Source organism: Pigmentiphaga daeguensis (assembly GCF_039523035.1).
GTDB classification, from domain to species: domain Bacteria; phylum Pseudomonadota; class Gammaproteobacteria; order Burkholderiales; family Burkholderiaceae_B; genus Pigmentiphaga; species Pigmentiphaga daeguensis.
The window spans coordinates 121,927-134,568 of the sequence record NZ_BAAAEN010000014.1 but is presented as its reverse complement, the minus strand read 5'-3'; the positions used below and the strand labels follow the sequence as shown (position 1 = coordinate 134,568).

General features: G+C 68.8%; 10 protein-coding genes. 9 read left to right on the top strand and 1 reads right to left on the bottom strand.

Annotated elements, in window-relative coordinates; genetic code table 11:
* Positions 1 to 60: 60 nt before the first annotated feature.
* Complete coding sequence (gene dprA / locus ABD104_RS17960) at positions 61 to 1,170, bottom strand: DNA-processing protein DprA (RefSeq protein WP_087838877.1); 1,110 nt, start codon at positions 1,168 to 1,170, stop codon at positions 61 to 63.
* 273 nt (positions 1,171 to 1,443) lie between these two features.
* On the opposite strand from dprA, the gene def reads away from it, so the two are divergent.
* The 9 genes from def (at position 1,444) to ABD104_RS17915 (ending at position 12,348) form a co-directional block, all read left to right on the top strand.
* The gene (gene def, locus ABD104_RS17955) at positions 1,444 to 1,944 is read left to right on the top strand and encodes a peptide deformylase (protein ID WP_087838876.1); all 501 of its coding nucleotides are present in this window, start codon (positions 1,444 to 1,446) and stop codon (positions 1,942 to 1,944) included.
* 545 nt (positions 1,945 to 2,489) lie between these two features.
* Positions 2,490 to 3,437, top strand: a complete 948-nt coding sequence (gene fmt, locus ABD104_RS17950) for a methionyl-tRNA formyltransferase (protein ID WP_087838875.1) — start codon at positions 2,490 to 2,492, stop codon at positions 3,435 to 3,437.
* Positions 3,434 to 4,756: a 16S rRNA (cytosine(967)-C(5))-methyltransferase RsmB gene (gene rsmB / locus ABD104_RS17945; RefSeq protein ID WP_371695733.1), complete on the top strand. Its 1,323-nt coding sequence runs from the start codon at positions 3,434 to 3,436 to the stop codon at positions 4,754 to 4,756. The genes fmt and rsmB overlap by 4 nt, the downstream gene beginning before the upstream one ends.
* Positions 4,753 to 5,526 carry a DUF4390 domain-containing protein gene (locus ABD104_RS17940; protein WP_343927986.1) on the top strand — a complete coding sequence of 258 codons (774 nt, stop codon included), beginning with the start codon at positions 4,753 to 4,755 and terminating at the stop codon, positions 5,524 to 5,526. Before rsmB ends, ABD104_RS17940 begins: the two co-directional genes overlap by 4 nt.
* Before the next feature lie 23 nt (positions 5,527 to 5,549).
* Positions 5,550 to 8,006, top strand: a complete 2,457-nt coding sequence (locus tag ABD104_RS17935) for a sensor histidine kinase (RefSeq protein WP_087839100.1) — start codon at positions 5,550 to 5,552, stop codon at positions 8,004 to 8,006.
* Between the two features lie 17 nt (positions 8,007 to 8,023).
* A complete protein-coding gene (locus tag ABD104_RS17930; RefSeq protein ID WP_087838873.1) occupies positions 8,024 to 8,758 on the top strand; it encodes a response regulator in 735 nt (244 codons plus the stop codon).
* Entirely contained in the window at positions 8,755 to 10,131 is a 1,377-nt protein-coding gene (trkA, locus tag ABD104_RS17925) for a Trk system potassium transporter TrkA (RefSeq protein WP_087838872.1), read from the top strand. Before ABD104_RS17930 ends, trkA begins: the two co-directional genes overlap by 4 nt.
* A gap of 18 nt (positions 10,132 to 10,149) precedes the next feature.
* Positions 10,150 to 11,619 (top strand): TrkH family potassium uptake protein, encoded by a 1,470-nt coding sequence (locus ABD104_RS17920; protein ID WP_087838871.1) that lies wholly within the window; start codon positions 10,150 to 10,152, stop codon positions 11,617 to 11,619.
* Between the two features lie 480 nt (positions 11,620 to 12,099).
* Complete coding sequence (locus ABD104_RS17915) at positions 12,100 to 12,348, top strand: BTH_I0359 family protein (protein WP_087838870.1); 249 nt, start codon at positions 12,100 to 12,102, stop codon at positions 12,346 to 12,348.
* Positions 12,349 to 12,642: the final 294 nt, after the last annotated feature.

Sequence of the window (12,642 nt, the reverse complement as noted above, 5' to 3'; positions counted from 1 at the left end):
CCTAGGCAAATTGCCCGGCATTTGCTGCTCATGCGTTGTGTGCGCGGCACACAAGGGGATTCAGCGCATGGGCGTGGCCTGGTAGCGGCCGCCGTCGAGCCGGGCGATCAGCCCCCGCAGCTCCAGCTCGAGCAGCCTGGCCTGCAATTGCGGGACCGCCAGGCCCGTGCGCGCCGCCAGCGCGTCGACGTGGACGGGGCCGTAGCCCATGCCCGCCAGCACCGGATCCCGCGGCAGCGCCGGTTCCGGCGGCGGCGCTGCGGATCCGGAACCGGCGCCCAGCTCGTCCAGGATGTCCTGCGCCGATTCCACCAGCTTGGCGCCCTGCCGGATCAGGGCGTGGCACCCTCGCGACAGCGGCGAATGGATGGATCCCGGGATGGCGAAGACCTCGCGGCCGGCGTCGGCCGCCAGCCGGGCGGTGATCAGCGAGCCGCTGCGTGCGGCCGCCTCGGCCACCAGCGTGCCTTGCGTCAGTCCGGCCACCAGCCGGTTGCGCCGGGGGAACTGATGCGGCAGCGCGGGCAGGCCCAGCGGGAACTCGGACACGATGGCTCCTTGCGCGGCGATGCGCTCGGCCAGGCCTCGGTTGCGGGGCGGATAGACCACGTCGACCCCCGTGCCCACCACCGCGACCGTGCCGCCGCCGGCGGCGCCGGCCTCGAGCGCGCCTTCGTGGGCGGCGGTGTCTATGCCCAGCGCCAGGCCGCTGACGATGCACCAGCCCCGCTGCGCCAGATGGCGGGCATAGGCGCGCGCGTTCGCCATGCCGTCGGGCGTGGCGTGGCGGGCCCCGACGATGGCGATGGCCTGCGGCGACAGCCGGGACGGATCGCCCGCCAGGTAGAGCAGCGGCGGCGGGTCGTGGATGGCCAGCAGCGCCCGGGGATAGCCGGCGTCGGCCAGCGTCAGGAGGTGGTGGCCGGGGTGTTCGGCCCAGCGCAGGGTGCGTTCCAGGGTGGCGGCGTGCTGGGGCGACGGCGAACGGGCCAGCTGCGCGGCCAGCGGTGGCGGCAACAGGGCCGCCAGTTCGTCGCGGGACAGGCTGTAAAGGCGCTGCGGCAATCCGACCGCTTGCAACAGTTCGCGCGCGGTGGCCGGTCCGATGCCGGGTTCGAGGGTAAGCCGCAGCCAGGCGGACAGTTCTTCCGGAGTGTGGGCGAGAGGCATGCCGCTATCTAAACATGGCAGGCGCCGCAGGGTAGCCCCGGGCAGGACATCGATGTCCCGCCTCGCCGCTGAACGGATCGCGCGCCGGCGCGTCCAATGGCCAGGGACGGCGCTCGCCTCCCGCTATATAAATAGCGGGGATCCCCGCGATCCCGCCTCGCGCGGGCGGCCGGACTCGCCGGGAAGCTGTGGTATCTTGCCCCTTGGATCCCGGCCAACCGGCCCCATTTATTCTGAAATGGCCCCTGTCCGAGGGGCAACGGCAACACGATCATGGCATTGCTACCCATTCTTCACTATCCCGACGCAAGGCTGCACAAGAAAGCCAAGCCGGTGGCGGTGGTCGACGACCGCATCCGCCGCATCGTCCGCGACATGGCCGAGACCATGTACGCCGCGCCGGGTATCGGGCTGGCCGCCACCCAGGTCGATATCCACGAGCGCATCGTGGTCATCGACGTGTCGGAGAACAACGACGACCTGCTCGTCCTGATCAACCCGGTCATCACCTGGAAGAGCGAGGAAACCCAGGTCTACGAGGAAGGCTGCCTGTCGGTGCCCGGCATCTACGACGAGGTCAAGCGCGCCGCCCGCATCAAGGTCGAGGCCACCAACGAACAGGGCGAACGCTACGAATTCGACGCCGAAGGCATCCTGGCCGTCTGCGTCCAGCACGAACTCGACCACCTGGAAGGCAAGGTCTTCGTCGAATACCTCTCCCCCCTCAAGCAAAGCCGCATCAAGACCAAGCTGCGCAAGCTGGAAAAGGTCTAGGGAAGCCCACCCCCAAGCGGCCTTCGGCCGCTCCCCCTCAAGGGGGCGGCGCTGGCGGACCGGAGGGAACGCCCACCCCACGCGGCCTATGGCCGCTCCCCTCAAGGGGCGGCGCTAGCGGACCGGCAAAGCCGGATCCGCGGCGCCTAAGATCAAAGCAAGCATGCGGTGCTTCGCACCGAGATACCCCACGAAGACCCAGGATGCGGTGGATCCGGCTTTGCCGGTCCACCCGCATCGCCCCCTGGGGGGCGCGCGCAAGCGCGTAGGGGGGGGACCATGTATCAAGCGCGTAGGGGGGGACCATGTATCATTCCCCCTCCGACAATCAATAATCCCATCCCGCCCGCGCAGGAAGCGGCGTGCAAGGCCGCGCGCCAAGCAGGGAGTCCAGATCCAGGGTGCCGCGGATCCGGCTTTGCCGGTCCGCCAGCGCCGCCCCCTTGAGGGGGAGCGGCCGAAGGCCGCTTGGGGGTGGACTTCCCTTCCGGTCCACTCGCATCGTCCCCTGGGGGGCGCGCGAAGCGCGTAGGGGGGTACTCTAGATGCATCTGGTCTTCGCCGGTACGCCGGAATTCGCAAAAGTCGCCCTGCAGGCCCTGATCGGGGCCGGGCATACGATCGGCCTGGTCCTGACCCAGCCGGACCGGCCGGCCGGGCGCGGGCTCAAGCTGACGCCCAGTCCGGTCAAGACGGCGGCGCTGGAGGCGGGCGTGCCGGTGCTGCAGCCGCGCAGCCTGCGGCTGGACGGCAAGTATCCCGACGAGGCCGCCCAGGCCCACGAGGCCCTGCGCGCGGCGCGGGCCGACGCGATGATCGTGGCCGCCTACGGCCTGATCCTGCCCCAGGCGGTGCTGGACATTCCGCGCCTGGGCTGCCTGAACATCCATGCCAGCCTGCTGCCGCGCTGGCGCGGCGCCGCGCCCATCCAGCGCGCCATCGAGGCGGGCGACGCGCGGACCGGGATCACCATCATGCAGATGGATGCCGGCCTGGATACCGGCGACATGCTGCTCGAAGGTTCCCTGCCCATCGAGGCGGGCCAGACCGCCGGCGAATTGCACGACCGCCTGGCCGTGCTGGGCGGCGAACTGATCGTGCGGGCGCTGGCGCGCCTGGAGGAAGGCGGCCTGCCGGCCACGCCGCAGCCCGCCCGGGGCGTGACCTACGCCGCCAAGCTGGACAAGGCCGAGGCGGCGCTCGATTGCTCGCGTCCGGCCGCCGAGCTGGCGCGTCGCATCCTGGCCTTCAATCCGGTGCCGGGGGCGACGGTGCGGCTGCCCGGCCTGGCCGATCCGGTCAAGGTATGGCGGGCCGAGGCGCTGGACGAGGCGTCGCCGGCCAGCCCGGGCAGCGTCGTGCGCGCCGGCGCCGCCGGCGTGGACCTGGCCACCGGCCAGGGCATCCTGCGCCTGACCGAATTGCAGAAGGCCGGCGGCAAGCGCCAGCCGGTCGACGTCTTCGTGCGGGGCTGGAGCCCCGATCTTTCCTGATGGCGCCGCCTGCCTCCGGGCCCATGTCGGCGCCCTTGTCGGACGTGCTGCTGGCCGCCGCGCGCGCTGTCCAGGGCGTGCTGGCGGGCGTCTCGCTGACCGATGCGCTGTCGCGCGTTGCCGCGCCGCTGCGGCCGGCCGCCCAGGCGGTGTCTTTCCACGCCATGCGCCAACTGGGGCTGGCCCGCGCGGTCAAGCAGGCGCTGATTCCCCGCAAGCCGGCCGATCCGCTGCTCGACGCCCTGCTGCTGACGGCGTTCGCGCTGCTGGTGGCGGACGAGCGCGAAGCCGCCGCGGCTGGCGTCAGTTATGCGCCCCACACGGTAGTGGACCAGGCCGTGCGCGCCGCCGCGGGCCAGCGTTCGCTCGCGCCGTTCAAGGGACTGGTCAACGGCAGCCTGCGGCGTTTCCTGCGCGAGCGCGACAGCCTGATGGAGACCGCCGCCCGCCGCCCCGAAGCCGTCTGGAACCATCCCGACTGGTGGGTGCGGCGCCTGCGCATCGAATATCCTGACCATTGGCAGTCGCTGCTGCGCGCCGCCAACCGGCCGCCGGCGATGGTCCTGCGCGTCAACCGCCGCCGCACCAGCCGCGAGGCGCTGATCGAGGCCTTCCGCGCCGCCGGGGTAGAGGCCCTGCCGGTGGGCGAGGCGGGCGTCGCGCTGTCCCAGCCCCGGCCCGTGCAGCAGTTGCCGGGCTTCGCCGAGGGTTGGTGGTCGGTCCAGGATGCCGCTGCGCAACTGGCGGCGCCGCTGCTCCAGGTGAAGGACGGCATGCGTGTGCTGGACGCCTGCGCCGCGCCGGGCGGCAAGACGGCGCATCTGCTGGAACTGGCGGATCTCGACCTGCTGGCGCTGGACATCGACGCCGGCAGGCTGGAGCGGGTGGATGCCAACCTGGCGCGGCTGGGCCTGTCTGCGCGCACGCAGGCCGCCGACGTGGCCGACCTGGAGACCTGGTGGGACGGGCGGCCCTTCGACGCGGTGCTGGCCGACGTGCCGTGCACGGCGTCGGGCATCGTCCGGCGCCATCCGGACATCCGCTGGCTGCGGCGCGAGGGGGATGTCGCCAATACCGCCGCGCTCCAGGCGCGGATTGCCGATGCCTTGTGGCAGGTGGTGGCGCCCGGTGGTAAATTGCTCTATGCAACCTGCTCGATTTTTCCCGCGGAGGGGGCCAGGCAAGCCGAGGCTTTCCAGCTCAGGCACCCCGATGCGGCGCGGCTGCCTGCGCCGGGGCAATTGCTCACGCAGGCGGAGCCTGATCGGCCGGCCGAGCAGCACGATGGTTTTTTCTACGCGTTGTTTGCCAAGGTTTGATCATTCTCCGACTCCGCCGCGTCCTGATCCTGCCGGTCGTCGCCCTGATGTTGCTGTGGGGCGGCCAAGCCCCGGCATCCGAGCCCGCCGTCCAGTCCGTGACGGTGACCGAACGCGGCCGCGACCTGCTCCTGAGCGCCGATGTCCTGCTTGACCTGAACAACCAGCTCGAGGATGCCGTCGCGCGCGGATTGCCGCTCTACTTTTCGGTCGAGGTCGAGATCCGCCGCCCCCGCTGGTACTGGTTCGACGAGGTCGTGCTGTCCTCGAACCAGACCTGGCGCATCGTCTACAACCCGCTGACGCGCCAGTGGCGCGTGCATTCGGGCAACCTCGCGCTGCCCGTGGGATCCCTGGTCGAGGCCTTGTCGGTCGTGCGCCATGTACGCAACTGGCGCATCGGCGACCGCGACGCGCTGAATCCCGACACCCGCTACGAAGGCCGGCTGCGCGTGCGTTTCGACATCTCCCAGTTGTCCAAGCCGTTCCAGGTCAATGCCCTGAACAGCAGCGACTGGTCGCTCGCGACGCCCTGGACGGAATTCAACGTGCGCCTGGGCAAGGAGCCCGCGCCGCCGCCCAGCTCCGGTGCCGCGCCGTCCGCCCCCATGCAATCCGTTCCCGCCCAGTCGGCGCCCCCGTCGCCGTCCGCGCCCATCGTCCCCGCCAACGGCGCCTCCGCCGGCGGCAACGGCCTGGTCCCGCCAGGCGGATCGCCCCACGCGCATCCGGGGGGACTGGGCCTGACTCCTCCCACGGAGTCCCAATGATGCGAACCCGCCGCGTGCGTATCCTGAACCGCTTCCTGCGCGTCCTCCTGGGCATGGGCGGCGTGAGCGCCCTCTTGCTGCTGTTCCTGCTGGCCTGGTCCACCGGCAACTCCTCCCGCCTCGAGCAACAGTACGGCCTGCTGCTGGGGCTCAATGCCATCATCGCCCTGGCGCTGTTCGCCTGGGTGGTCGTGCTGACCGTCAGGCTGATGGGGCAACTGCGGCGTGGACAGTTCGGCGCCCGGCTCACCTCCCGTTTCGCGCTGGCGTTCGCGCTGGTGGGGGTGGTGCCCGGCGTCCTGATCTACATGCTGTCGGTGCAGTTCCTGTCGCGCTCCATCGAGTCGTGGTTCAACGTGCGGGTGGACACCGCGCTCGAGTCCGGCCTGAATCTCGGCCGGGCGGCGCTGGACTCGCAGCTCCAGGAGATGAATGCCAAGGCGCGCACCATGTCGATCGAACTGGGCGACAACCAGGAATCGAACGTGGGGCTGTCGCTGACGCGGCTGCGCGAGCAGGTCGGGGTGCAGGACGCGATGGTGTTCACCTCCAGCGGGCGGGTCATCGCCTGGTCCACCAATTCCTACGGCTCGCTGGTGCCGGAGACGCCCACGCCGCAGGTGCTGCGGCAACTGAAGATCGCGCGTTCCTATGCCGCCGCCGAGGCCAACAGCACTGCCAGCCCGACCACCGTGGAGGGCGTGCAGGGGCCGCTGGGCACGACCCGCGACACGTCCAATGGCGGCGCCCTGCGCCTGCGCGTGATCGTGCCCATCGCGCCCGTCGGCGGCTTCGAGCTGCCCGGGGTGCTGCCCGCCGAGTCGCGCTACCTGCAATTGTTGCAGGGCGTGCCCGAACAGATCGCCAGCAACGCCGAGGAAGTCCAGAGCGGCTACCGCGACTACCAGGAGCTGTCGCTGTCGCGGGTGGGCCTGCGCAAGCTGTACGGCATCACGCTGACCCTGGCGCTGCTGCTGGCGGTGTTCGCGGCGATCGCGGCGGCCTTTTCGCTGTCGTCGCGGATGGTGCGGCCGCTGCTGCGCCTGGCCGAGGGCACGCAGGCGGTGGGCGTGGGCGACTACCGGCCCATTCCCGAACCGCCCCAGAGCGACGAACTGGGCCAGCTGACCCGCTCGTTCAACGCCATGACACGCCAGTTGGACGAGGCGCGCCGGATGGTCGAGAGCAACCGGCGCCAGCTCGAACGCAGCAACGTCTATCTGGAAAGCATCCTGTCGAACCTGTCGTCGGGAGTGCTGGTGTTCGACGAGGCCTTCCGCGTGGCCACCGTGAACCGCGGCGCCCAGCAGATCCTGCGGGTGGACCTGCGCGCGGTCACCGGGCGGCCGCTGGAGACCATAGACGGGCTGACCGCCTTCGCGCAGACTATACGCACGGCGTTCGCCGAGCACGCGGCGGCGGGCACCGGGCGCCAATACTGGCAGCAACAGTTCGAGATCGTCCGGCCGCAGCCGGCCGCCGAGGCGGACGGCGCGCGCGAAGGTAACAATTCCGATCCCACCGGCGACGACAATACGATTACCCTGCTCGCGCGAGGATCACACCTGCCGGTGGCGGGAGCGAGTGGGGGCTACGTGGTGGTGTTCGACGACATTACCGAGGTCATCTCTGCCAACCGCGCGGTCGCGTGGGGCGAGGTCGCGCGGCGGTTGGCGCACGAGATCAAGAACCCGCTGACGCCCATCCAGCTCTCGGCCGAGCGGATCGCCATCAAGCTGGCCGACAAGCTCGCGCAGCCCGACGCCGACATGCTCAAGCGCTCGACCACCACCATCATCAACCAGGTCAGTTCCATGCAGCGCATGGTGGATGATTTCCGCGAATACGCCAGGACGCCGCCGGCCCAGCACCAGCTGCTGGACCTGAACGAGCTGGTGGCCGAGGTCCTGACCCTGTACGGATGGGACACGGCGGGCGGCGTGCTGAAGGCCGGCACGGGCAACATCGCGCTGTCGGTGGACCTGGCATCGGTGCTGCCGCGCGTGCGCGGCGACGCCACCCAGCTGCGCCAGGTCATCCACAACCTGATCGCCAACGCCCGCGACTCCATCGAAGAGAAGGCCAAGGAGGCGGCCCGCCAGGCGGGGGAAGGCGCGCCGGCCGGACCCACGTCCAGCGACCGCATCTCGGTCAGCACGCGCCTGATCCAGACGCGGCTGCCCGACGGCCGCGAGCACGCGTCCATCAAATTCATGGTGACCGATACGGGTACCGGCTTCGCCGCCCGCATCCTGCAGCGCGCCTTCGAGCCCTACATCACGACCAAGGCGCGGGGGACGGGGCTGGGGCTGGCCATCGTCAAGAAGATCGTCGAGGAGCACGGAGGCAGAATTGATCTTGCCAACCGGCCCGAAGGAGGGGCAATGGTCTCTATACTATTCACTCGGCTTGCCGGGGGTACGGACGTTGCACACGATGCGTCGCGTTTTTCCGAGACTGCGGGGGCGCAGTCCGCGTAACAGAGGTTTCTAAAGATATGGCCAGAATTTTGGTGGTTGACGACGAGGTCGGCATCCGCGAACTCCTGTCGGAAATTCTTTACGACGAAGGGCATACGGTCGATCTGGCCGAGAATGCCGCGGCCGCGCGCGCGCTGCGCGCCGCCAATCGTCCCGACGTGGTCCTGCTCGATATCTGGATGCCCGACACCGATGGCGTGACGCTGCTCAAGGAATGGGCGGCCCAGGACCTGCTCGACATGCCCGTCATCATGATGAGCGGCCACGCGACCATCGATACGGCGGTCGAGGCGACCCGCATCGGCGCGATCGATTTTCTCGAGAAGCCGATCACGATGACGCGCCTGCTCAAGACCATCGCCGGCGCGCTGGAACGGGGCCGGGCCGGCGCCAAGCCGGCCGCGCCGCAAGCCCCCGCGCGGCCCGCCATGCCGGGTTACGCGCCCGCGCCGCCCACGACCGGCGACGGCATGCGTGCGCCCGCCCCCGGGCTCGCGCCGGCCGTCGACCGCTCGGCGGGCGCGGTGGCCATGCACGACAACCAGCCGCGCTCGCCCCTGCTGAGCCTGTCGCTCGACCTGCCGCTGCGCGAGGCGCGCGACGCGTTCGAGCGGGTCTATTTCGAGCACCACCTGGCGCGCGAGGGCGGCAGCATGACCCGCGTGGCCGACAAGACCGGACTGGAGCGCACCCACCTGTACCGCAAGCTCAAGCAACTGGGAATCGAACTCTCGCGTAAACGAGGCGTATGAAAATCCTGATACTCGGCGCTGGCCAGGTGGGGACCAGCGTGGCCGAGAACCTGGTATCCGAGCACAACGACATTACCGTCATCGACACCGACGGCGCCCGTCTGTCCGTGCTGCAGGATCGCCTGGACCTGCGGGGGTTGATGGGCAACGGCACCCACGTGTCCACCCTGCAAGAGGCCGGGGCGGCCGACGCCGATCTCTTCATTTCCTGCGTGACGGCCGACGAAAGCAACCTGGTCGCCTGCAAGATCGCCAAGAAGGTGTTCAACGTGCCGCGCTGCATCGCGCGCGTGCGCTCGTCCGAGTTCCTCGACCACGAGGAGTTGATGGCCGAGGACGGTTTCGACGTCGATCACCTGATCTGTCCCGAGCGCAGCGTGACCAGCTACATCGAGAAGCTGGTCGACATTCCCGAGGCGCTGCAGGTGGTGGACTTCGCCGGCGGCCGCGTCTGCGCCGTGACGGTGCGCGCCGCCGCCGGCAGCCCGCTGGCGGACCAGCCCATCCAGACCCTGCGCGAGCGCCTGCCGGGCGCCGATGTCCGCATCATCGCGATCTTCCGCAACAACCGGCTGGTGCCGCCCGAGGGCGACACGCGCATCGAGCCGGGCGACGAGGTGCTGTTCCTGGCCAACACCCGGCACGTGCGCCAGATCATCCGCGAGCTGCGCGAGAGCGACAAGCGCGTCAAGCGGGTCATGATCGCCGGCGGCGGCAACATCGGCCTGCGGCTGGCCCGCGGCATCAGCGATCACTGCGACGTCAAGGTCATCGAGCGCAACCGCAAGCGCTGCGAATTCCTGGCCACCCAGCTTCCCAGCCGGTCCCTGATCCTGAACGGCGATGCCACCGACGAGAACCTGCTGGAGGACGAGAACGTCGCCGAGATGGACCTGTTCCTGGCGCTGACCAGCGACGACGAGGACAACATCATGTCGTCGCTGCTGGCCAAGCGCATGGGCGCCCGGCGGGTGATCGCGCTGATCGGGCGCAAGAGCTATGGCGAGCTGATGGAGGGGGGGCGCATCGACATCGCCATCTCGCCGTCCGAGGCCACCATCGGCGAATTGCTGCGCTACGTGCGGCGCGGCGACGTGGTGTCCGTCCATCGCCTGCGGCACGGCGTGACCGAGGCCCTGGAGGCCATCGCCCACGGCGACGCCAAATCCTCGAAGGTCGTGGGCCGCCGGATCGAGGACATCGACCTGCCGCAGGGCGCCACCATCGGCGCCGTGGTGCGCCAGGATGAAGTGCTGATGGCGCACCACGACACCGTCATCGAATCGGACGACCATGTCATCGTCTTCGTGGCGCACCAGCGGCTGATCGCGCAAGTGGAAAAGCTGTTCCAGGTCTCGGCGACTTTCTTCTGATCCTTCCGGACCCGCCGCATGCGCAAATTGATTCCGGTCCTGCACGTCCTCGGACTCGTCATCGCCCTGTTCTCGATGACGATGGCGATACCGCTGGCGACGTCCTTCATTTTTTCCGATGGGGCGCGGGACGCGTTCATCCGCGCCATGGTCGTCGGCCTGATCGCCGGACTGCTGCTGAGCCTGGCGACGCGCAGCCAGCGGCGCGAGCTGACCCCGCGCGACGGCTTCCTGCTGGTGTCCCTGGTCTGGAGCGTGCTGGCGCTGATCGCCACCCTGCCGCTGCTGTTCTACTACCACCAGATCGGCGCGCCGCTGTCGATGACCGACGCCTATTTCGAGGCCATGTCCGGCATCACGACCACCGGTGCCACGGTGCTTTCCGGGCTGGACAACCTGCCGCCGTCGATCAACGTCTGGCGCTGCACCCTGGTCTGGATAGGCGGCATGGGCATCCTGGTGCTGGCGGTGGCCATCCTGCCCATGCTGGGCGCGGGCGGCAGCCAATTGTTCCGGGCCGAGACGCCGGGCCCGATGAAGGACGAGAAGCTCACGCCGCGCATCACCGGCACGGCCAAGGGCCTGTATGCCATCTACATGCTGATCTCGGTCCTGTGCCTGCTGGCCTACCGGATGGCGGGCATGAACTGGTACGAGGCCTATTGCCACATGGCCTCGACTATCGGCCTGGGCGGATTCTCGACCCGCGACGCGAGCTTCGCCGCCTTCGACTCGCCGGCCATCGAACTGGTGGCCGTGGTGTTCATGACCATCGCCGGCATCAGTTTCACCCTGCACTTCCAGGCCTTCCGGCGCCGCAGCCTGGGGCCCTACTGGCGCAGCACCGAGGCCAAGGCCTACCTGGCCGTCCTGGCGATCTCGGTGGCGGCCATCACCGCGCTGCTGCTCGAGCGCGGCAACTATGACTCGGTCTGGACGGCCCTGCGCTTCGCGCTGTTCAACACGGTGTCGGTGGCGACCACCACCGGCTTCGTCAGCGCCGACTATTCGACCTGGCCCATCTTCGCCCCGGTCTGGATGCTGGTGCTGTCCTGCTTCGCCACTTGCGCAGGTTCCACCGGCGGCGGCATTAAGATGATCCGCGTGGTGATCCTGGTCAAGCAGGCGCGCCGGGAACTCATCCACATCCTGCACCCGCGCGCCATCAACCCGGTGCACATCGGTGGCCTGCCGGTGCCCAACCGGGTCGTGTTCTCGGTGATGGCCTTCATGCTGTTGTACTGGGCCTCGCTGATGGCGCTGACCATGGCCATGCTGTACACGGGGCTGGATCCGGTCACCGCCTTCACGGCCGTCCTGGCCAGCCTCAGCAACACCGGCCCGGGCCTGGCGGATGTCGGTCCGGCAGGCACGTTCGCCGTGCTGAGCGACGCCCAGACCTGGATCTGCACCTTCGCCATGCTGATCGGCCGCTTGGAATTGTTTGCTGTACTGGTCCTCTTCACCCGGGCATTCTGGCGGAAATGAAGCCGGTCCCAGTCGTGATATTAGTTGGTGCTTACTTACGTGAGGCGCGCAGTCTGGCACTGGAAGAGGCGCGGGCTCATGTAAGCGAAGGGTTACAGGCGGTGATTGTGGAGGGCGGGCCGGGAACTTTGTCCGCCCCACCGGGGGTCGAACTGGTACAGCTGGCGCCCGGGTGCGTTTGTTGCGTAGGGCAGCTGCCGCTGCGGGTGACCGTGGCGAGGCTGCTCCGGCAATCCCGGCCGGCCCGGCTGTGGATAGAGGTCAGCGCGGCCCAGCATGTCGCCGAGCTGCGCAGGCAATTGAATGGACCAGGTTTTGCAGGAGCGGTGAAGCTGTACGAGGGTTAGGGCCCTAAGCCGGTATCGAGCATGGTGTGGCCGATAGGCGGTATCAATCCGGTTGGCCCTCTTGATTTCCAAACGCAGGCACCAACTTAATGAACAGGTGGTCGGTCAGACCCCTGTCTCCAGGAGCCAGACCATGGAAATGATCTATAACAGTCCCAACTATGTCGTAGTGGAGTTCGCCCAGCTCGATGGCGCCTCCGCGGGGGGATTCGAAATCGTCGACAAGCAGGCGCGCCGCGAGATCTACATCGCGGGCGAATCGGCCGAGCAATTCCGCTCCCAGGTGCGGGAATTGATCGCCACCGAACCTTCGATGGAAGACGTGGACGAATTCCTGAGCCAGTTCGACGTCTACATGCACCATCCCGTAACCCTGCACTGATTCCGCCGGGCCGGCGCTCCGCGCCGGCCGGACGGTAAGCACATACTCTTCCTCCATGGGGCTATAATGGCCCCTGTCATCGCGCCGGCAGGCGCGGCATACGCACGAATACCTTCCAATCCGCCTGCCTCGCTCTTGCGCCCATCCCTTGGCCGGCTGGGCGTCTCCGGCGGGTTTCTCCCGCACTCCCGCGTTTTTGCTGATTTGTCAGTGGATGCTTACTCCTGGGCCCCGGTTTTTCGGGTGTCAGCCTAGGGGAAACACTTAAGATCGGTCAATTTTACGGAATCTGTC